The organism is Variovorax sp. Soil_C_33 (assembly GCF_057656935.1).
Genome location: NZ_JBDGJK010000005.1, coordinates 217,380 through 236,976, shown reverse-complemented (window position 1 = coordinate 236,976; position 19,597 = coordinate 217,380). Strand labels below are relative to the sequence as shown.

General features: G+C 64.4%; 22 protein-coding genes and 3 pseudogenes. 10 read left to right on the top strand and 15 right to left on the bottom strand.

Annotated features, from left to right (window positions below):
• Positions 1-84 precede the first annotated feature (84 nt).
• The gene (locus AC3A6B_RS10485) at positions 85-1,935 is read left to right on the top strand and encodes an MFS transporter (RefSeq protein WP_487836647.1); all 1,851 of its coding nucleotides are present in this window, start codon (positions 85-87) and stop codon (positions 1,933-1,935) included.
• Positions 1,936-1,958: 23 nt separating this feature from the next.
• Here the strand turns inward: AC3A6B_RS10485 and AC3A6B_RS10480 are convergent, their stop codons facing one another.
• Positions 1,959-2,414 (bottom strand): hypothetical protein, encoded by a 456-nt coding sequence (locus AC3A6B_RS10480; RefSeq protein WP_487836646.1) that lies wholly within the window; start codon positions 2,412-2,414, stop codon positions 1,959-1,961.
• 32 nt (positions 2,415-2,446) lie between these two features.
• Between AC3A6B_RS10480 and AC3A6B_RS10475 the strand changes: the two genes are divergently transcribed.
• Positions 2,447-2,989 carry a DUF6088 family protein gene (locus AC3A6B_RS10475; RefSeq protein ID WP_487836645.1) on the top strand — a complete coding sequence of 181 codons (543 nt, stop codon included), beginning with the start codon at positions 2,447-2,449 and terminating at the stop codon, positions 2,987-2,989.
• 3 nt (positions 2,990-2,992) lie between these two features.
• Here AC3A6B_RS10475 and AC3A6B_RS10470 read toward each other — a convergent pair.
• The 8 genes and pseudogenes from AC3A6B_RS10470 to AC3A6B_RS10435 all read right to left on the bottom strand — a co-directional run.
• Positions 2,993-3,295 (bottom strand): annotated as a pseudogene (locus AC3A6B_RS10470) (Hpt domain-containing protein); the annotation flags it as partial.
• A 22-nt stretch (positions 3,296-3,317) separates the two neighbouring features.
• Positions 3,318-3,592 (bottom strand): annotated as a pseudogene (locus tag AC3A6B_RS10465) (IS110-like element ISCARN28 family transposase); the annotation flags it as partial.
• Between the two features lie 120 nt (positions 3,593-3,712).
• The gene (locus tag AC3A6B_RS10460) at positions 3,713-4,738 is read right to left on the bottom strand and encodes a Bug family tripartite tricarboxylate transporter substrate binding protein (RefSeq protein WP_487836644.1); all 1,026 of its coding nucleotides are present in this window, start codon (positions 4,736-4,738) and stop codon (positions 3,713-3,715) included.
• A gap of 323 nt (positions 4,739-5,061) precedes the next feature.
• The gene (locus AC3A6B_RS10455) at positions 5,062-6,474 is read right to left on the bottom strand and encodes an FAD-binding oxidoreductase (protein WP_487836643.1); all 1,413 of its coding nucleotides are present in this window, start codon (positions 6,472-6,474) and stop codon (positions 5,062-5,064) included.
• A 54-nt stretch (positions 6,475-6,528) separates the two neighbouring features.
• The gene (locus AC3A6B_RS10450; RefSeq protein ID WP_487836642.1) at positions 6,529-7,125 is read right to left on the bottom strand and encodes a DAK2 domain-containing protein; all 597 of its coding nucleotides are present in this window, start codon (positions 7,123-7,125) and stop codon (positions 6,529-6,531) included.
• On the bottom strand, positions 7,125-8,123 hold the full coding sequence (locus tag AC3A6B_RS10445; protein WP_487836641.1) for a dihydroxyacetone kinase subunit DhaK: 999 nt from the start codon (positions 8,121-8,123) through the stop codon (positions 7,125-7,127). The genes AC3A6B_RS10450 and AC3A6B_RS10445 overlap by 1 nt, the downstream gene beginning before the upstream one ends.
• A gap of 93 nt (positions 8,124-8,216) precedes the next feature.
• The gene (locus AC3A6B_RS10440; RefSeq protein WP_487836640.1) at positions 8,217-9,197 is read right to left on the bottom strand and encodes a Bug family tripartite tricarboxylate transporter substrate binding protein; all 981 of its coding nucleotides are present in this window, start codon (positions 9,195-9,197) and stop codon (positions 8,217-8,219) included.
• A 30-nt stretch (positions 9,198-9,227) separates the two neighbouring features.
• Positions 9,228-10,163, bottom strand: a complete 936-nt coding sequence (locus tag AC3A6B_RS10435) for a dihydrodipicolinate synthase family protein (RefSeq protein WP_487836639.1) — start codon at positions 10,161-10,163, stop codon at positions 9,228-9,230.
• A 167-nt stretch (positions 10,164-10,330) separates the two neighbouring features.
• Here AC3A6B_RS10435 and AC3A6B_RS10430 point away from each other — a divergent pair, with 167 nt between their 5' ends.
• On the top strand, positions 10,331-11,065 hold the full coding sequence (locus AC3A6B_RS10430; protein ID WP_487836638.1) for a GntR family transcriptional regulator: 735 nt from the start codon (positions 10,331-10,333) through the stop codon (positions 11,063-11,065).
• Between the two features lie 233 nt (positions 11,066-11,298).
• On the opposite strand, the pseudogene AC3A6B_RS10425 reads toward AC3A6B_RS10430, so the two are convergent.
• From AC3A6B_RS10425 to AC3A6B_RS10410, 4 genes and pseudogenes are all read right to left on the bottom strand, one after another.
• Positions 11,299-11,537 (bottom strand): annotated as a pseudogene (locus AC3A6B_RS10425) (carboxyvinyl-carboxyphosphonate phosphorylmutase); the annotation flags it as partial.
• A 79-nt stretch (positions 11,538-11,616) separates the two neighbouring features.
• Positions 11,617-11,946: a type II toxin-antitoxin system RelE/ParE family toxin gene (locus tag AC3A6B_RS10420; RefSeq protein WP_487836637.1), complete on the bottom strand. Its 330-nt coding sequence runs from the start codon at positions 11,944-11,946 to the stop codon at positions 11,617-11,619.
• 2 nt (positions 11,947-11,948) lie between these two features.
• Positions 11,949-12,269, bottom strand: coding sequence for a type II toxin-antitoxin system ParD family antitoxin (locus AC3A6B_RS10415; RefSeq protein ID WP_487836636.1), 321 nt, complete (start codon positions 12,267-12,269; stop codon positions 11,949-11,951).
• 340 nt (positions 12,270-12,609) lie between these two features.
• Positions 12,610-12,849, bottom strand: coding sequence for a site-specific integrase (locus AC3A6B_RS10410; protein ID WP_487836635.1), 240 nt, complete (start codon positions 12,847-12,849; stop codon positions 12,610-12,612).
• 41 nt (positions 12,850-12,890) lie between these two features.
• On the opposite strand from AC3A6B_RS10410, the gene AC3A6B_RS10405 reads away from it, so the two are divergent.
• Positions 12,891-13,076 (top strand): DNA-binding protein, encoded by a 186-nt coding sequence (locus AC3A6B_RS10405; RefSeq protein WP_487836634.1) that lies wholly within the window; start codon positions 12,891-12,893, stop codon positions 13,074-13,076.
• Positions 13,073-13,249, top strand: coding sequence for a hypothetical protein (locus AC3A6B_RS10400; RefSeq protein ID WP_487836633.1), 177 nt, complete (start codon positions 13,073-13,075; stop codon positions 13,247-13,249). Before AC3A6B_RS10405 ends, AC3A6B_RS10400 begins: the two co-directional genes overlap by 4 nt.
• A gap of 23 nt (positions 13,250-13,272) precedes the next feature.
• Here AC3A6B_RS10400 and AC3A6B_RS10395 read toward each other — a convergent pair whose 3' ends face one another.
• Positions 13,273-13,467 (bottom strand): hypothetical protein, encoded by a 195-nt coding sequence (locus AC3A6B_RS10395; protein WP_487836632.1) that lies wholly within the window; start codon positions 13,465-13,467, stop codon positions 13,273-13,275.
• 127 nt (positions 13,468-13,594) lie between these two features.
• Between AC3A6B_RS10395 and AC3A6B_RS10390 the strand changes: the two genes are divergently transcribed.
• From AC3A6B_RS10390 to AC3A6B_RS10375, 4 genes are all read left to right on the top strand, one after another.
• Positions 13,595-14,521, top strand: a complete 927-nt coding sequence (locus tag AC3A6B_RS10390; protein ID WP_487836631.1) for a LysR family transcriptional regulator — start codon at positions 13,595-13,597, stop codon at positions 14,519-14,521.
• 77 nt (positions 14,522-14,598) lie between these two features.
• Positions 14,599-16,023, top strand: coding sequence for an FAD-dependent tricarballylate dehydrogenase TcuA (gene tcuA / locus AC3A6B_RS10385; RefSeq protein WP_487836630.1), 1,425 nt, complete (start codon positions 14,599-14,601; stop codon positions 16,021-16,023).
• A complete protein-coding gene (gene tcuB, locus AC3A6B_RS10380) occupies positions 16,010-17,194 on the top strand; it encodes a tricarballylate utilization 4Fe-4S protein TcuB (RefSeq protein WP_487836629.1) in 1,185 nt (394 codons plus the stop codon). The genes tcuA and tcuB overlap by 14 nt, the downstream gene beginning before the upstream one ends.
• 32 nt (positions 17,195-17,226) lie before the next feature.
• Positions 17,227-18,207, top strand: a complete 981-nt coding sequence (locus AC3A6B_RS10375) for a Bug family tripartite tricarboxylate transporter substrate binding protein (RefSeq protein WP_487836628.1) — start codon at positions 17,227-17,229, stop codon at positions 18,205-18,207.
• Positions 18,208-18,236: 29 nt separating this feature from the next.
• Here AC3A6B_RS10375 and AC3A6B_RS10370 read toward each other — a convergent pair whose 3' ends face one another.
• Entirely contained in the window at positions 18,237-19,010 is a 774-nt protein-coding gene (locus AC3A6B_RS10370; protein WP_487836627.1) for an SOS response-associated peptidase, read from the bottom strand.
• Positions 19,011-19,340: 330 nt separating this feature from the next.
• Between AC3A6B_RS10370 and AC3A6B_RS10365 the strand changes: the two genes are divergently transcribed.
• Entirely contained in the window at positions 19,341-19,553 is a 213-nt protein-coding gene (locus AC3A6B_RS10365) for a hypothetical protein (protein ID WP_487836626.1), read from the top strand.
• Positions 19,554-19,597 lie beyond the last annotated feature (44 nt).

The following is a 19,597-nucleotide window of genomic DNA, read 5'->3' as shown; positions in this document are numbered from 1 at the left end:
ATCCGAGCGCAGCGCAGGAACGATCCCCTGGCGAACACGCCGATCGAAAAGATCATCGTCGCAATCCACGGCATCGGCAGCCAGGTGCGCAGCGACACCATCCGCTCGGTCGCCCAGCGCTTTGGCGATCGAAACTCTCCCCCTTTGCCCGTCATGCCGATCGGCTACTTCAACCTCGGCAACGATGCCAATGTGCGGGTCAGCCGGCTGAACGTCGATCCAAAGAATTCGCTGGCCCGCATCGGTTTTGCGGAAGTCTTCTGGGCCGACATTCCGGCGCAGGTTGTCAAGGCGAACGACACGCTGGAAGAAACCAAGGCGTGGGGACGTACCGTGGTGAGCCGCGCCGAGGCCGAGTACCGCGACAACGTTGACAACGGGGTGCTGACCCCCGAAGACTTCCAACTGGGCATTGGCGTGGTCGAAGAAATTGTCGAGACCATTGACGTGCTTGAAAAGCTGTTCTACGTCACCGCCAGCGCGGGCCTATTCAAGTTCGAGCTGCAGTCCTTGCTGCGCGACTACGTCGGCGACGTTCAGCTGGTGACTGACTTTCCCTACTACCGCGAGAGGATCACCTACCGGTTCCACAAGGCGCTGTCGGACATCCTCTCGGCCTACTTCCAGCTCTATCCGCAAGGCGCTCCAGAGATCTACATCGTGGCCCACAGCGAAGGCTCGGTCATCAGCTTTCTTGGCTTGCTGCAGGCGCTGTCCGGACTCGAGGTGGTGGACCCGGACAGTACCGCGGCAGCGCCTGTTCCGGTCGACAGCCGCTGGATCCGGTATGTGCGCGGCTTCATGACGATCGGCTCGCCGATCGACAAGCACCTGGTGTTGTGGCCGCAGCTATGGCGTGGGCTCGAGCTCACCAGCCACCTGGACGCGAATGGCGCCGTCGTCTTCGACCATCATCCGCAGGGCCTCACGCTGAATCAGCCGATCAAGTGGCGCAACTACTACGACCATGGCGATCCGATCGGATTCCAACTCGACACCGCCGCCACGATCTTCCAAGGTTGCAAGGCCTTCGAGTTCGACACCAAGAGGCACGACATCGGGTTCAGCCGCTATTGGCTGCCGGGCAAGGCTCACAACGACTACTGGCAGGACGCGCAGGTGTTCGGGCACTTCATCGACGATGTGGTGTCGCCAACGAAAGAGCCGGCGAAGCGCCCCGCGAGCTACCGCCTGGTCGACAAGGTCAGCCTGGCGATTCCGTACGCCCTCGTGTTCCTGCTGCACCTGGTGGCGGTATTCGTCCTCTACAAGACCGTCGCGCAAACCCAGATGCGGGACCTGCCGATGGACGTGGCCCTGCTGAGCGTGCTACTGACCTGCATCACGGTGGCGGCGCGCCTGCCCCGTTTGGTCAAGGCCAGCGGATTCCGATGGCAGCTGGCGTCGCTGCTGGTGTTGCTGGTGGGCGTGGTGCCGTGCGTCTGGCTGCTGCCGCATTCCGTCTCGGGCTATCTGGGCGGACCGCTGGCGGGTTTTGCGAACTGGCTGGATCTCCATCCGGACACGGCCGAAAGGCTGGCCTTGATCATGGCGGCATTCGTTATTGCGGGCAGCGGCTGGTTCCTGCCGCGACGCCCGAAGCTCGGCCGCCGCGTGCTGATCAGCATCGGAACGGTGGTGGTCGCCTTCATCGTCGTGTGGCGCTTGCGGGATGGAACGTCGGACGCCGACGTGTGGCCCGTTCTGCTGGCCGGAGGCGTATTCCTCTATGCCTGGTGGCTGGGCATCCTGCTCTTCGACCTGACTTTCGTCTGGCATCGGTATATTCGACGCGCGGTCGCGATCAGAACCCTGACGCATTGGAAGGTCGCGAAGTCGGACGCGCGTCCCAACACCATGCTGGGACTCGGAGAGCCGGTCGCGGTCGTGCCGCCGGCGGCGACCGGCATGGATCCGCTGCGTCCTTTGACTTGAGCGTAAGCCGTCGGTGAGGTGGCTCAGGAACTCTTCTTCACGGATGCGTCGGCCACCGCGCTCAATCGGGCCACACCTCTGGCTTCCTTGGCGGCGCCGGGCCGCAGGCTTGCCGATGGCGATGCCACGAGCTCTTCTTCGCTGGCGCAGGCGCCGGCATGGACCCAGGCGAGCTGCGTCGGCTCGCGCACCGAGGCCGACAAGATGGCGAGTGCTTCCTGGCGGCAGCGCTGTTCCACCAGGTCGCGCGCGGTTTCGCAGCCCGCCCTGAAGTTGTCCGAAGCGCCGATGAGGCGCGCCGCTACTTCGAAGCGGCCGAGCCGCGCCATCAGCCACGCCAGGATGTCAGCCCGCGCGATCAGGATCGCGCTGCCGGCGAGCACTGGCAAGGCGCTGCTGGCGACCAGTTCCGCCTCTTCCAGTTGCTCCTCCGCCGTCAGTGCGGCGATGAGGCCGGAAAGGGCGTTCGACAGAGTCAACCCTGCCTGCGAACTTCGAGCGCGCTCGACCAGTGTTCGATAGCGCTCGGAGGCCTCGTGCGCGTGGCCGGCTTCCAGGTGGATGCGGGCAATGTCGTCGAGCAGGACCAGCTGATAGCGGTCAATGCCTGCCTCCTGCGTTTTCTCCAGGGCCGGTCTCGAGCCGCTTCGGGACGCGCGCTCCCGCCCCCGAAAAGGTCGTGCATGCCCTGGCCGCGCAGAACGGCGAGGTGGTAACTCCTCACGGCGCCAACGCCGCCAACGCGCTGGGCCTGACCCAGCAGGTACCCATCCGCGAGGTCTACCTGACCTCGGGTCGCACCCGAAAGCTCAAGCTGGGGCGCTCCGAGGTGATGGTCAAGCATGCCCCGCGCTGGATGCTCGGCCTGGGTTCTGGCCAAGCCGGGGCGGCGGTGCGGGCTTTGGCATGGATGGGGCCCAGCCACGTCCGCGAGTCTTTGGCTACCCTGCGGCGCACGCTTCCTCCTTCCGAGTGGCGAGCGTTGGCCTCTGCACGCGCGGCCCTACCCTCCTGGATGGCGCGGGCCATCGGCGAAGAAGCGATTCGTGGCTGAGCACTACTTCGCCCTCAGCAAGGAAGACCAGGGCGAAGTCCTCGAACAGGCTCGCGAGAAGACGGGCAGGCCTGCTCGAAAAGGATGTGTGGGTCGCCCGAGCGCCTGCAGTTCGGAAATCACCGGACCGAGCAGCTGGGCCACTCTTCGAACCAGGGTCTCGACATTCGCATCGTCGGTGCCGTCGCTGCAGGCCCGTTCGAGCTCCGCCGCCGCGGGATGAACGGCGCGTACGGCGAGGGCACCGCTGACGCTCTTCAGGTTGTGCGCCATGCGCATCGCCGCCTCCTTCTGGCCCATCGCGCGCGCGGCCCGGAACGTGGCGCTAGCGCCGTGGTATCAACGACGGTGCAATGATCTCGCAGCGATAGCCGCGCCGGGTCAGCTCCCCGATGCAGTCCGTAGCCGGTCGGCCCCGACTTCATAGACCACGCTTACCAGCAGCGCGGGGCCGTACTTGCGCAGCGTCTTGAGCACCCCCTGCACTTCAGGCGCGAGGATGCCCACGAACCGGCTCGGCTCGCGCCCAGCTTCACAAACGGCAACAGCAATGCTCTCCTTGTGCGCTTCCAAACCCACGAAGAACTTGATACTCTCGTCCATGGCTCGTCTCCATACGGATTGCGGCTGGGGAAACCTGCCGCATGTGGCTCGGCACACTCAGGTGCGCAACCCACGATACCGGAGACGAGCCTTCCTTCGCCTATCGCGCGACCATGATGTCTAGCGGCTCTGCTGTTGCATGTTGACCTTGGCAATGAGGTCTTTCATGACGTCGTGCTCTTTGTCAAGCACCGCCTGGAACTCTCGTCCGTCGGTGAACTTATAGCCAATGTTTTGCTTCTCCAATGCAGCAATCATGGCAGGGTCCTTGGCTGTGTTTGCGGCGATCTGGCGCAGTTTGGCGACGACGTCCAGAGGAGTCTTTTTTGACACTCCCAGGTAACGCCAACTGACGACGGACAAGTCGATCCCCGACTCTTTGCCCGTAGGCGCGTCCAGAGCAGCCTTGCTTCGTTGGTCGGCCAGAACGAGGATGATGCGAAGCGTCCCAGCCCGAACATGCGAGATTACTTCCGGGGGAGTTGCCGTGACTGCCTCGATGTGGCCTCCGAGCAACGACTGAATTGCCGGGGAAGCGCCCTGATACGGAATCGGCGCAAGTTTCGCACCAGTCTTGTCGACGAGCGCCGCAGCGGCCAAATGGCTCAGCGTTCCGTTCCCGGTAGTGCCGATGCGTAGCCCATCGGGCGCGCTTTTCGCCGCGGCGAGAAACTCGCCAACTGTTTTCCACGTCGCGTCCGCTCTAACAATAATTGAAACAGGATCGAAGTTCAGCTGTGCAATCGGTTCGATATCCAGGTACGAAAGCTTGGCAAGACCAAGCAATGGCGTTGTCAAGATGTCGTTGGTGAAGAGACCTAGCTTGTGTCCGTCCGGCTTGGAGTTGATGATATCGTTGGCAGCGATCGACCCCCCGGCGCCCGGTTTGTTTACGACGACGAGTGGTTGCGACGAGTGGTTGCGACTGGCATCCGCGAAAGCCCTTCCCAGAGCGTCGGTCGAGCCGCCGGCTGCGTAGGGAACCACGATTTCGATCGGACGACTCGGGAAGCTCTGGGCGACAGCGCCACCCAAGCCGAACGTGAGCTGTGCAGCAGCTAGGCCAACCATGAGGGCCAGTTGACACCGGTATCTTTTCATCAGCATTTTGTATCTCCTTTGAATATTCAATGTCTTGGCAGCCAAGGGGCTCCAGGCAGCAATTGCATGGAGCCCACCAACTCCGTGACTGTCTCTTCGGGCTAGCGAGCAGCAACAAGCCCTGAAGCTCAACGCGTCGGATGTAGCAGGGCTCGTGCAGTACCGCGAGTCCCATGCGGTGTGTGTGTATGTGTCTAGTTCGCCGAATTTCCTCCATCAGCATTTGCTACCCGTCAGCGTTCATTGAGCAGCTTGGACGACCAACCGGTTTGCGTTGAGACGCAGACTTGCCGTGCGCAGGTGGCGCACGACTCGTCCGCTAGAAGACCGTCGTCGGCTTCGGTCAGTTGAGATCAGCATGCGGTCCATCAGTGCACTTCCGGCAGCATCTTTCCCGGGTTCATGATTCCGCGCGGGTCGAGCGCATTCTTCAGCGCGCGCATGAGCGCCACGCCTTCGGCGTGCTCGGCCGCGAGCTGATGAATGCGGTGCAAGCCAATGCCATGTTCGCCGGTGCATGTGCCGCCATACCGAATCGCCCGCATCGACACCCGCTCAGCCAGGCCGTCGGCACGCGCGCGCTCATCGGGGTTGGCGGGATCGAACACGATGCCGAGATGGAAATTGCCGTCGCCGGCGTGTCCGACCAATGGCGCCGTCAGGCCGCTGGCACGCACATCCTCGCGCGTTTCCATCACACAAGCGACGAAGTTCGAGATCGGAACGCAAGCATCCGTGCCAATCAGGGCGGAACCGGGCCTCAGCGCCAGATTGGCGTGGTAACACTCATGGCGTGCCTTCCAAAGTCGCGTGCGATCTTCCGGACGCTCGGCCCACGCGAAGCCGTTGCCGCCGGTCTCCTCGGCGAGCGATTGCATCGTGGCGACCTGCTCGCGAACGGCCGCTGGCGATCCATGAAACTCGATGAACAGGGTCGGCAAAGCCTCGAACTCGTCGAGCTTGGAGTAGCGCTTGCAGGCGTCCATCTGCACTTCGTCGAGCAGTTCGATGCGCGCCACCGGCACGCCGAACTGAAGTGCGCCGATGACCACTGAGATGGCAGATTCCAGGTCCGGGAACTGGCACACCGCTGCCTGCACCATTTCCGGCAGGCCCCACAGGCGCAACTGCACTTCGGTGATGAAGCCCAAGATGCCTTCGCTTCCGACGAACAGGCGTGTCAGGTCCAGACCGGCAGCGCTCTTGCGGGCGCGGGTACCGGTGCGCACGGTACGGCCGTCGGCCGTGACGACCGTCAGGCCTAGCACGGCGTCGCCCATCGTGCCGTAGCGCACCGCTGCCGTGCCCGATGCGCGTGTCGATGCCATGCCGCCGAGGGACGCATTCGCGCCAGGGTCGATGGGGAAGAACAGCCCTTGTGCGCGCACGTACGCATTGAGCTCTTCGCGCGTCACGCCGGCCTGCACCCGGCAATCAAGCGCATCCGCGTCGACCTCGAGGATCGCGTTCATTCTGGACAGATCCACGCAGACTCCCCCGTGCACGGCGACAACGTGGCCCTCAAGCGAGGTACCGGTGCCGAACGGAATCATCGGTACCTGCGCGTCGAAGCAGGCGCGCGCCACGAAAGCGACGTCCTCGTTGCTGAGCGCAAAGACCACCGCATCGGGCGGCGCAGAGTCTGGCACCCCTTCGCCGTGGCCATGCTGCTCGCGCACCGCGCCGGACGTGCTGAGGCGATCGCCAAAGCGCTCGCGCAATCGCGGCAACAAGGCCAGCACATCGCGGGCGACCTCATCGCGTGACTTCGGGAAATTCATTGCTTAGGCCGGTTGGATCTGTCGCAGGTGGTCGTCGTGGCTGGGAACGCGGAACTAGAGTGCGTCAACCATGCGCAGCAGCGCCACCATGCCGGGGTCGTCCATGCCGATCGTCTTGTCCGCAAACATGCGGGCGCGGCCGATGCGGTTGGGCTTGTCGCGGAAGGCGTCGAGCGCGCTACGCGCCGCGTCGCTGGCCACGCGGCGGGCTTCGGCGCCTTGCGGCGATGCGGCGAGCGCCGTGTGGATGGCATGCAGGCCGTCGAGCACCGTCTTGTCTCCCAGGTTTGCGCCGCCGCGCGCCGAGAGCGTCGTCACCACTTCGGCCAGCAGCGCCGCGAGCTGCCGATGGTCGAGCAATGTCACGCCGGCGCAGCGCTTTGCGCTGGTCATGAGGGCCACGGTCAGCAACGTGCCGAAGCTTGATCCCGACGCTTTGGCCGAAGCCTGCGCGCAGCGCTTGAAGATGCCTTCCAGGGTGTCGGGCAGCTCGGGCAGGGCCTGTTCGACCAGCGTGGCGCACTTGTCGAGCGTGGCGCCGAGGTCGGCGTCGCCAAGGCGGCCGTCGAGCTCGTTGAGCTCAGGCGCTGCGGCGTGTACGCCCGCGCACCAGCGGGGCAGCGCGGCCGAGAGGGTGGCAGCGTCCAGCATCAGCGCACGCTCCAGAAGGGGCAGTCCGCCGGGGCCGCCAGCAGAGCCTCCAGTTCGGCGTCGAGCTTCATCACGCTGAGCGACGCGCCGGCCATCTCCATCGAGGTGGCGTAGCGGCCGACCAGGGGGCGCACAATTGTCACGCCGTGGCCCGCGAGAGCGGCCGCCACGCGGCGGAAAAGGATGTAGAGCTCTTCCGCGGGTGTCGCCCCGAGACTGTTAACCAGCACCGCAACACGATCGCCGCGCGCCAGACCAAGTTCCGGCAGCACGTGCGCAAGCATCTCGTCGGCCAGCGCATCGGCCGATTTGAGAGCCCCGCGCCAGATGCCCGGCTCGCCATGGATGCCCATGCCGAATTCGACTTCCCCTTCGCCGATGGCAAAGGAAGGCTTGCCGGATTCCGGCACCACGCAGGGCGAGAGCGCCACGCCGATGGAACGGCACGCGTCGTTGGCCTTGCGCGCCAGCGCCGCCACCGCCTCCAGGTTCGCGCCACCCGCTGCCTTGGCGCCCACGACCTTGTAGACGAGCACGAGCCCGGCCACCCCGCGGCGATTCTCGCGCTGTGCGGCGGGTGCACTCGCCACGTCGTCGGCGACACGGACCGATGCGACCGACATGCCGTCGAGTTCGAGCATCTCGGCTGCCATGTCGAAGTTCATGCGGTCGCCGCCGTAGTTGCCGTAGAGTTGCAGCACGCCGGCGCCGCCGTCGGCCGCGCGCATCGCCTCGATGCAGTCGTCCATGCGCGGGCCGGCGAAGACGTTGCCCACGGCGCAGCTGTCGAGCAGGCCGTCGCCGATGTAGCCGAGGAAGACCGGCAGATGGCCCGAGCCGCCGCCGGTGACGATGCCCACTTTGCCGGGCACGGCGCCGCTGCTGCGCGCCACCACGCGGCCGCCTTCTCCGCGGCGCTGCAACTCGGGGTGGGCCAGGCACAGGCCGTCGAGCATTTCGTCGACGTAGGCGTTCGGGTCGTTCAGGATCTTATTCACGATGCTTTGTCCATTGCGTTTGAGATCGCGCGCCGGCCGGCGACGGCCGTGCCAGCGCCGGCTTGTGCTCGGCGCCCGTGCGCTTGGGCCGGATCAGTCGGCCTTCAGGCGGCCATCCTTGGTGGCTTGCGAGGCCAGTGCGTACTCGGCGTCGAGCAAGCGTGCGAACTCCTGCGGCGTGCTGGAGTAGGCGACGCTGCCGAGTTCTCGGGCGCTGTTCACCGTCTGTGGGTCCTTGACGGCTTGCGCAAGCGCGGCGGCGAGCTTGTCCTGCACCGCCTTGGGCGTCCCGCTGGGCGCAAGCACCCCGACGTAGGTTGTGCCATCGATTTCGCCGAAGCCGAGCTCCGCGACGGTCTGGACGCTGGGCAGCGATGGATCTTGCGTCGGCCCCAGCACCGCGAGCGGCTGAAGCGCGCCGCCCTTGATGTGCTGCAGCGAACTGCTGACCTGGTCGAAGTGGACATCGACCTGCCCGCCGATCAGGTCGATCAGTGCCGGACCCGAGCCCTTGTAGCTGACGATCGTGAACTTGGTCTTGAGCAGGGTCTCGAGTTGCAGCAATGCGAGGTGGTTGGGCGTACCCGGCCCGGAGTGCGCAGCGATCAGCTTGCCCTCGCCGGAACGCGCGTAGGCGGCGAGTTCCTTGAAGTTCTTGAACCTGGTTTCGTTCTTGCGCGCGAGCAACACCATCGAGCCCTTGTTCACCAGGCCGAGTGGCGCAAAGTTCGACCGGCTGTAGCTTGTCTTGACCATTTCCGGAACCGTGACCACCACGCCGGCTCCGCAAAGCAGCAGGGTGTATCCGTCCGGGGCGGCGCGAGCGACCTGCATGGCGCCGATCGAGCCGCCGGCGCCCGCTCGGTTGTCGACGATCACCGACTGCCCCAGCACCTTGCCCAGGGCAACCGCCACGGTTCGCGCCACGATGTCGGTGTTGCCGCCCGGCGCGAAGGGGACGACGATCGTCACCGGCTTGCTGGGAAACTCCTGGGCCCATGCGGGGGCTGTCAATGCGCTGCCCGCAGCGGCAAGCGTTCCGAGCTTCAGCAGCTCGCGACGTCGGATATTCATGGTTCGTATGTCTCCGTGTGAAGCAAGGTGTCAGATGTCAAAGCGCAGCACGTCGTCGAGCGCGGCCTTGATCCTGGCTAGCTGGGCGTCGCTGGTGGGCGGCATGGGTGCGCGGGGCAGCCCGGCGTTGCAGCCTTGCAGCGTGATGGAGGTCTTCAGGTTCGCAGGCAGGTTGTCCGCGACGATGGCGTTCCAGAAGGCCAGCATGGACTTGTGCATTTCCAGCGCCTTCACATGGTCGCTGGCCTGCACCGTGTTCCATAGGTTCACGCACACACCCGGCAGTGCCGCCGGTGTTGCGGCGATCGTGCCGTGCGCGCCCAGGGCGAACGACGAATACAGCAACGCATCCACGGCCGAATAGACCTTGCAGCCTGCGGGCACGCCGAGCAGCAGATCGGCCATCAGCTTGAGGTCGCCCTGGCTCTGCTTGATGCCCTGCACGCCGGGCAGATCCTGCATGAGGCGGATCATCTGCGCCGGGTTCAGGTAGTTCCACGGCACGACGTTGTAGATGATGACGGGGATGTCGACCGCCTCGGTCAGCGCCTTGAAGTGGCGGTAGGTGGCGTCTTCATCGGGCCTGAAGAGGTAGTGAACCGGGGTGACCTGCAGCCCGGCAATGGGAAGGTGGGAGATCGCCTTGGCACGGTTGATGGCATCGCGCGTGCTGTTCGAAATGATGCCGGCAACGATCGGGACGGCGCCCGCCACCTCTTCCGCGGTGATCTCCAGCAGGCGCTTGAATTCATCGATAGTCAGCGTGTGGCCCTCGCCGCTGCTGCCGCCGGGGCAGACGCCATGCACCTTCTTGTCCAGGTTGAATCGGATGACCCTGCGATAGGCCGCTTCGTCGATGTCGCCGTTAGCGGTGAAAGGAGTGACAAGGGGAGGGATGACGCCGGTCAGTTCAAGACTCATGAAAGTGCTCCGTTTTGCAGCTTGTGGGGGGAAGAGCGCAACCAACAATCGCGCCGTGGAGCACACTATATTCCGACTGACATGTCAGTGCAAGCAGTGTGACTATTCGGAAGCGTTCAGCGTGGTTCTTCTGATCTGTCAGCTGCCACACCGTTCGTCCTGGCGTAAAGTCGTGCCTCATCCGAGCGACCCATTCGCCGGGAAGGATCTTGATGAATGCGACAAAGAAAAAGCCCGCGCCTGCGCCACCTGCCGTGTCGCAGCGCACCCTGGCCTACGAGAGCTTCCGGCGGCAGATCCTGAGCGCAAATATTCGCCCGGGGCAGTTCGTGTCGCAGCGCGAACTCACCCGCCTGCTCGACCTGCCTCTGGGCGCCATCCGCGAGATGATTCCCCGGCTGGAGGCCGCCCGGCTGATCGTGACCGTGCCAAAGCGGGGCTTGCAGATCGCGCCGGTGGACCTGAAGCTGATCCGCAACGCATTTCAGGTGCGCAGCATGGTGGAGCGGGAGGCAGTACGCCACTTCCTGCGTTCGGCATCGGACGAGGAGCTGGCTCGCATCGAAGAGCAACACCTGGCGATCCTCGAGCGCGCCCGTTCGGCCCAGCCCGACCCGACGCTTGACGCAGATGCGCAGACGGTGGATTGGGGCCTGCACGACACGATGGTCGACAGTATCGGCAACGAGATCCTGTCCGAGATCTACCGGGTGAACAGTTTGCATGTGAGGCTCATACGCCTCGACGCCGGCCTGGTTCGCCCGATGCGCATCGTTCCCGCCATGGAGGAACACCTGGCTTTCATCGCCGCGCTGAGGGCGCGCGATGAAGACAAGGCAATCCAATCCATCAGCGAGCACATCGAGCGCTCCAGGGCGCGTGTTCTCGATGCAATGCTAGGGTCAAACCAATCAGGTTCGATGAAAACGAGTACAGCCTCCGTGTAGCGCCTCGCTCATGGCGCAGCATCGCAACGACGCGCGGAGCCCACCTGCTACTTCAGGTCCGCACCCAGGTCCTGGATGACGAGCGACGTGCGTCCTTCGAGAGTGGCATCCGCGCTTCGGCGCTCAGGCTCAGGCGCCGCTCGCAGCGTGGCCACGGAGGAAGGATGCTGCACTGCACACCCCCCAAGAATTGGATGGTCGCCACATTCCGGGACGCCGGCCGTCAGGCTCCTACGTGCGCCCAGGGCCATCAGCTCGGGGGGGCCGATCACGCCATTGAGCTGGTCGAAATCCAGCACCTCGTCGCGCAGCGGCAGCGTGCTGCCGTGGGCCTGCAGGCTGCCGAAATAGCGTTGCAGCTGCGCGGCCAGAAAACGCACCGTGCCACCCGGAAAGATGACGATCCGAAAACGCGGTGCCCCAGCTCGCCGGCGCTCTGGATCGGGCTCTTTCCGCCTTCCACCATGTTGGCACGCCCGATCGCAGCGGCAAGCCTTCAATGACGAGCAGGCGTGCGCACTCTTCGTGTTCGAGTACCGCGTAGACTCTACTCAAAGATAGTTGGTCAGCTCTGCGACGTAGTTGGTACGCGTGTGCGGCACATCCACCACATCCACGCAATCCGGGTGTCGGAAGTAGATGATCAAGTAAGGATACTTCGACAGCGCCCACGAGCGCAGGCTAGGCATGCCCAGTTCAGCCTCAAGGCGCGGCGAGCCCGCATCGGGGTTTCGTTTGATGAGTTGGTAAGCTCGCTGCAGTTCATCCACAAGACCCTTGGCCGCGCTTGGAGCTTGCATGGTTACGGCGTAGTATTGGATCGCGGCGTTGATCTGCGCACTAGCCCGGGGGCGGACAAGAAACCGCTTGACGCCCTTCACGCCTAGGCCGCTCTTTTCCTGGTGGCCTTGACGGGTGCACGCCGCGTTTTGCGATCAGCAGCCAGGTTGTCCTCCGGGTTCGCGTTCGCCACCTCGGCTCGGGCGATCTCAGCGCGCAAGTCATCGAATTGCGCGGACGTCCATTCCACAGCCGGGCCAGATTCAAGACCAGCAAGGATGGCGGCACGAAATCGCTCACGCGCCAGTTCACGGCGGATGAGGTCACGCATGTATTCGCTGGCATTGCCATAGCGATGATCTGCGACCTGCGCATCGACAAACGCCTTCATCTCGGCTGGAAGGGAAATATTCATCGTCGTCATTTGGTTCAGTGTACCCCGTATGGCAAGGTTTGCCATACATGTCCTAGCTGTTATCCATCGGCAAGAATGCTCGAGGCGCAAGCGTTTCAGCAAATGGCCCTGCAATACCCGCTCGCGCCAGCCCTTGCTGCCGTCCAGAAGGACATCTTCGTTCGTTCGTTGAGACATTTCAGGAAGTCGCGGCGATGCGCAAAAGTTGTCGCGGAGTTGGGGGCTTTGGTGGAATGTTGACGGCGGACTACAAGCGTTCAAAGGTCCGCTGCTCGCAGCAAAACCTAGCCGCGGGTTAGCAGACAAACCTAGCGTTCGAGTTGTCCGGCAGGTTCGCTGCAGCCCGCCATCACTCAACGGCTGCGTCGTCCCCGTCGAGCATGCGGCTTGCCTTGCGGTCGAGAGGATCTTCCGCGCGGTAGTAACCCATGAAGGTTTCGTAGTGTCGATGCCCAGTCATTGCCATGGCGTCTGCCGGATCCATCTTGCGCCGGCCCGCTTCGGTCACGAAGCCCGATCGCAGCGACTGGGCCGAGAAGTCGCCGGGAAGGCCTGCCTGCAGGCATCGGCTCTTTACGATCTTGCGCACGGCGGTCGGGTCTAGCGGCTCATCAAGCACCTGCCGCCGATGTGCTGCTTCACGAGGGCCCGCGCCCGACGATCGAGCGCGTGCGCCAGAAGATCGGCCGCGGCTCGCCCAATACCGTCAGCCCGATGCTCGAGCGCTGGTTCGCGTCGCTCGGACAACGGCTGGCGGCGGCGCGAATCCATCGCCAAATCTCGCGGCGGGCAATGATGCCGATGGTGTGCCGGTGAGCGTTCGCAACGCCACACGGCTGCTGTGGGAGACGGCGCGCCGTGAGGCCGAGGAGGTTCAGCGCGGCGAGCTGGAGTCGGTGCGCTCGGAGCTCCAAGAGCGCGGGAACGCGCTGGTCGAGGCGCAGTCAGCGCTCGCGCAGCGGAGGAAGCCTTTGCCGATGCGCGGGTGAGCCTGGACTCGGCGCTGGCGTCGTCACAGCAAGCCCGAGAGACCCTGGATCAACAACTCAAGGAACACGCCCTCGAGGCACACCGGGTGCGCATCGGCCTGGAAGACGACGTCAAGCGCCTGACCGCCCTCGTGGTATGCGCCAGCACGCCCAACGCTGGGCTCGATGGGAATGGAGGACATCGCCAGCACCCCCGAGCAATTCGGCCACACGATCAAGGATGACGCCGTGAAGCTGGGGGGGGGGGCGTCATCCGCGCCCCCGGTATCAAGCTCGATCGAGCGCGGCGCAGGACCTGCTCGGGCAGCATAATGCCACGCCCCGCCGCGAACTGCGGTACTACCGATGGAACTCCGTCAACTCCGCTACTTCGTGCGCGTCTGTGAAGTTCGCAGCATGGGCCGCGCCGCGATCGAGCTCGGCTTGGTGACGTCGGCTCTGAGTCAACAGATAAGCAAGCTCGAGAGCGAACTCAGTACGAGACTACTTCGGCGCAGCAGCACCGGTGTCGTTCCTACAGACGCCGGTGTGGCCTTCTTGCAGCAGGCCCAACTCACGCTGCGCCACGCCGACGAGGCCGTCAGGGCGGCGCAGCAGGCGCGCCTGTCCGGCCATGTGAGCGTGGGTCTGGCGCCAACAACCGCTTCCGTGCTTGGCTTGCCGCTGATGCAGGCAATGCGCGCACGCTATCCTGACGTACGACTGCATCTGGTGGAGTCGCTGTCTGGCAACCTGGCCGCCATGCTGCAGGCGCGCCAACTGGATCTGGCCGTGCTATTCGAGACCAGCACAACACGTCGCTGGAGCATCGAACCCTTGCTCGATGAAAGCCTGTTCGTCCTGGCCGCCGACCAACTCACGCAGCGGCCATCGGGTACCCGGGTGCGACTGGCGCAACTCGCCGATCTTCCATTGATCATGCCCAGTGCCGGCCACGGGTTGCGCGCGACGCTCAATGCTGCTTTTGAACGTGCGCGCGTCGTGCCGCGGGTCGTAGCCGAGATTGACGGCCTGGCGCTGCTGATGGATGCCGTCCGTGCCGGCCTGGGTGCCACCATACAACCCGGTGCCGCCATTGCAAGAAACACTGCGGAGGGCGTGCACAGTTGCCGGATCACCGATGCGCATGTGGGCCGGCGGAGCCTGCTCGTCAGCCTCTCGGACGATGAACTGTCTCCGGCGGCTCTGGCCACCCGGGTGGTGATGGCGGACACGGCTCGTTCGCTGGTGAGAGAAGGCCGCTGGATCGGCGCCAGTCTTCACAAAGACTGAACACCCGTTGCCTGAACCGGCCTGTCGCTTGAAGGGCTGCGTCAATACAGTCTCCTAACCCAACAAGGAGACGAGAAGTGAGCGGTGAACAAGTGGATGTGCTGGTCGTCGGAGGCGGCAATGCCGCACTTTGCGCAGCGCTCATGGCTCGCGAGGCCGGCGCGAGCGTGCTGATGCTCGAAGCCGCGCCCAAGGCTTGGCGCGGAGGCAATTCACAGCACACACGCAATCTGCGTTGCATGCACGACGCGCCGCAGGACGTCCTGGTCGATGCCTACCCCGAAGAAGAATACTGGAAGGACCTCCTCAAGGTGACCGGCGGCCTGACCGACGAGCACCTCGCGCGGCTCGTGATCCGGGCCTCTTCGAATTGCCGTGACTGGATGCGCCACCACGGCGTGCACTTTCAGCCGCCACTCTCCGGCGCGCTGCACGTGGCGCGCACGAATGCCTTTTTCATGGGCGGAGGCAGGGCGCTGGTCAATGCCTACTATCGCAGCGCCGAGCGCCTGGGGGTGCGGATTCGCTATGAGACACCGGTGGCATCCGTGGAAATCGATGGCGACCGCTTTGTGGCCGTGCACACCGAGGCCGGTGAACGCATCACCGCGAGAAGCTGCGTACTCGCCGCTGGCGGTTTCGAGTCGAATCGTCAATGGTTGCGCGAGGCTTGGGGCCAGAACGAACGAGGCGAATGGCCGTCCGACAACTTCCTGATTCGCGGCACGCGCTTCAATCAGGGCGTGCTCCTCAAGCAGATGATCGACGCAGGCGCCGATGCCATTGGCGACCCGTCGCAGGGCCACATGGTCGCCATCGACGCCCGCGCACCGCTCTATGACGGTGGTATCTGCACCCGCATCGATTGCGTGTCGCTGGGCGTGGTGGTCAACCGGGAGGCCCGGCGCTTCTACGACGAGGGGGAGGATTTCTGGCCCAAGCGCTACGCAATTTGGGGCCGGCTGGTCGCGCAGCAGCCGGGCCAGGTGGCCTACTCCGTCATCGACCAGAAGGCGATTGGGCGCTTCATGCCCCCCGTGTTTCCGGGCACCGTCGCCGACTCTCTGTCAGAACTGTCGCGCCGGCTCGGGTTGGACGAGGCCACCTTCGTGCACACCGTCGCCGAGTACAACGCGGCCTGCCGCGTCGGCCACTTCGACCATACCGCGCTGGACGATTGCCGCACCGAAGGGCTGTCACCAGCGAAAACCCACTGGGCTCGGCCTATCGACACTGCGCCCTTTCACGCCTACCCGCTGCGGCCCGGCATCACCTTCACCTATCTGGGCCTGAAGGTGGACGACACAGCCGCCGTGCGCTTCGGCGGCCACCCGAGCCCCAACCTTTTTGTGGCCGGCGAAATGATGGCTGGCAACGTCCTCGGCAAGGGCTACACCGCCGGCGTGGGCATGAGCATCGGTACGGCCTTTGGTCGCATCGCAGGCACCCGGGCGGCTGTCGCTGCACTGAGACAAGGAGAGAACCACCATGGCCGCGCTTGAACCCCTGACACGCGAGCCGCTGTCAATCGCGGAAGGCGAACGACGCTTCATTCCGATCCTTTCGGCCGCCGAAGCGGAGGTGGGTCGCCAGATGCAGATCTGCAATGCCTGTCGCTATTGCGAGGGTTTCTGCGCCGTCTTCCCCGCCATGACCCGCCGGCTCGAGTTCGGCAAGGCCGACATCCACTTCCTGGCGAATCTGTGCCACAACTGTGGTGCCTGCCTGCACGCCTGCCAGTATTCGCCCCCGCATGAGTTTGCCGTGAACGTGCCCAAGGCCATGGCCGAAGTGCGTGGCCAGACCTATGCGGACTACGCCTGGCCGACCGCCCTGGGCGCGTTGTATCGGCGCAATGGCCTGACGCTCTCGCTTGCGCTGGCGGCTGCGCTGGCGCTTTTCCTCGCCCTCGGAGTGATGATGAAAGGCGGCCTGTGGGGCACGGCTTCGGGCGAGAACTTCTACAGCATCTTCCCGCACAACCTGCTGGTCGGCATGTTCGCCCCGGTGTTCCTGCTTGCCACGCTGGCGCTCTCGATGGGCGTGCGACGCTTCTGGCACGACGTCACGCCGGCAACCAGCGGCGAGCCGCTGAATGCCCCCGCCGCTGCCGAGGCCACAGGCGAGGTGCTGCGCCTGAAGTACCTCGATGGCGGTCATGGCGACGGCTGCCACAACGAAGACGATGCCTACACGCTCGCGCGCCGGCGTTTTCACCACCTCACCTTCTACGGATTCATGCTGTGCTTCGCCGCGACCGGCGTGGCCACTCTTTACCACTACGTGTTCGGCTGGGTGGCGCCCTATGCGCTGCCGAGCTTGCCCAAGTTGCTCGGCGTCATCGGGGGCGCGAGCCTGATGGTCGGGACGGCCGGCCTATGGCGGCTGAACCTCAAGCGCCACGCCTTGCACGGCGACCTGAAGCAAAAGCCGATGGACCTCGGCTTCATCGCCCTCCTGTTCCTGACGAGCGCCAGTGGGATTGCCTTGTGGCTCGGTCGCGGAACGCCAGCCCTCCCCCTGCTGCTGTGCCTGCACCTCGGGGCTGTGATGGCCCTCTTCGCCACGCTGCCCTACGGCAAGTTCGCCCACGGCATCTTCCGCAGCGCGGCGCTGCTGCGGCATGCCGTCGAGAAACGCCTGCCGAACCCGGTCGGCCTCGGCGCGGACTGATCGGCGAATCGATACACCCACGGAGACCACCAATGAAAAAGCGCCATTTCCTGCAAGCCGCCATCCTCGCCCCGGCCTTCTGCCTGACCGCGCATGCGCAGGCACAGACGCAGGACTTTCCACCGAAGAAGCCGATCACTGTGGTCGTCGGCTTCGCTCCCGGCGGGGCGGCAGACGCTGCCGCACGCATGATCGCCAAGAAGCTCGGCGAAGACATCGGCCGCACGGTGATCGTCGACAACAAGGCAGGCGCCGGGGGCAACATCGCTCATCAGTTTGTTGCGAACGGGCCGGCAGATGGGTCGATGCTTTTGTTCGGGTCGATCGGACCCCTCACCATCGCGCCCCATGTGATGAAGGTGAGTTATGACCCATTCAAGGATCTGGCTCCGATCTCAGGCGGGGTGAACTTTCCCAATGTTCTGGTCGTGCACAAGGGCGTGGGGGTGAAGACCCTGGCTGAATTCGTCGCTCTCGCCAAGAAGAAGCCCGGCAGCATCGATTTCGCATCGACCGGCGCGGGCTCGGCTTCTCACTTGGCGGGCGAGCTCTTCAATCAACAAGCCGCAATCGACATGGTGCATGTGCCCTACAAGGGCGGTGCGCCAGCGCTGCAGGACTTGCTTGGCCAGCGCATCGCCTCGTACTTCTCGGCGCCTCCTACGGCCTTGCCTCAGGTGGAGGCCGGCAATCTGATTCCCTTGGCGACAACGGGTCTGACGCGGCCGGCGTACTTGCCCGGCATACCGACCGTGGCGGAATCGGGCTATCCCGGGTTCGAGGCCCTCAACTGGTATGCCTTCGTGGCGCCAGGCAAGACGCCGGTGGCGTTGCTGGAGCGGTGGAACGAGGCCATCGTCAAGGTGCTGGCTGATCCGGGAGTGAAGGATGCCCTCGACAAGCACGGCCTGACGCCGCAGCCGACGACGCGCGCACAACTCGCCGACTTCATGAAAAGAGAGGACGCGAAATGGAGCGCCATCGTGCGTAATCGCAAGATCACCGCGAACTGACGCGTGCGCCGCGGAGCCCCTGCATCGAACTAGAACAGCGTAGGCTGATCCGGGGGCTGCTTAGGCTTGGCGCGTTCAGGCTTCTGCTTGGGCGTCTTCGGCGGAGGCGGCTCGGGCGTCATCACCAGATGCTCGGCCGGGTACTGGTTCAGGAAAGACCGCGACCGCTCAACGGGCGCGTCAAGCCACTCCTCGTACAGGTCCTCGGGCAGGATCACCACCATGCGCTTGTCCTGCTGCTCGGGCGGGCGCTTCAGGTCCGGCCGGTGCATCTCCTTGAAGAGCGCGTGCGTGTCTGCGTTGATGGTCAGCATGGTGAAGCTCAGTTCCCAGAAGCTTGTCTGCGGGTTCCTCCACGGCGCCCACAGACCGGCAACGCCGAGCGTCTCGTCATTGGCCGCGGTGAACCTGGTCGGGATCGCGTTGCCGGTGCGCCAATCGGGCTCGTAGATCGCCTCGCAGGGCACGATGCAATGGCGAGCCTGCGCCCATGCTTGCTTGAAGCTTGCGAGCTGGTCCACGGTCTCGCTCCGGGCGTTATACGTGTTCTTGCCGAAGCCGGCATCCTTCGCGAAGCCCGGCAGGAGGCCGAAGTGCCCCTCGACGATCTCGAAGTCCGGCACCGCCTGATCCCCTGAATCACGCTCGGGCGGCCGGCGGATGAACGGCGCCTTTTGCGTCGGGTAGATGTGCAGCCCACCGGGCGGGGGCTCCCAGTCAGGCGGCAGCTTGAGCCCGAACCGCTTCTCGAGCTGCTTGCGTCGCTTCTCGGCTTGATAGTGGCTGCAAATGGCCGTCTCCAAACTGGTAGCAGATTCGACAGATTCTGCGACATCTGAAACTGTATATTTGTACAGTATGAGAGTCAGAGTTTCACCGCGGCGGATTGGAGGCCGATCCCTGACGTGGAACCAGAAGCCGAAGGAGTACCAGGGCACGCTCCTGAGCACACGCAGGTCCAATGACGACCGCATGGTCGTGGTGTTGTTCCTCAGTGGCCCAGAGAACGAGAGCGGCCCACAGCTTTATGAGCCGCGCGTCACATCCGTGCTAGGCGACGAGATACGCGTCGTCGGACTGGAGAAGCATGAACAAGCATGGGTACTGCAGGAATGGCAAATGGAGATCTTGAGATGAACGACGCCTTAGCGCAGTTGGCGAACGACCCTTGGTTCAGATGGCAGCATGCCTTCTTGGCCGAGTGGTGCCGCCTTGCAGAAGGCAATGCCGACCCTCACCAGGTCTTGGACCTTGCTGAAGAGCTCTACCGCCAGAACGTCAACCGTGAACCCGTTGAGGTCGCGCGGGAGGCGTGGGACGAGGAAGGCAATATCGACGAACCATGAACGCGCTCCAACCCACCCAAGAACTTTTTCCCCGCAGCCCAACT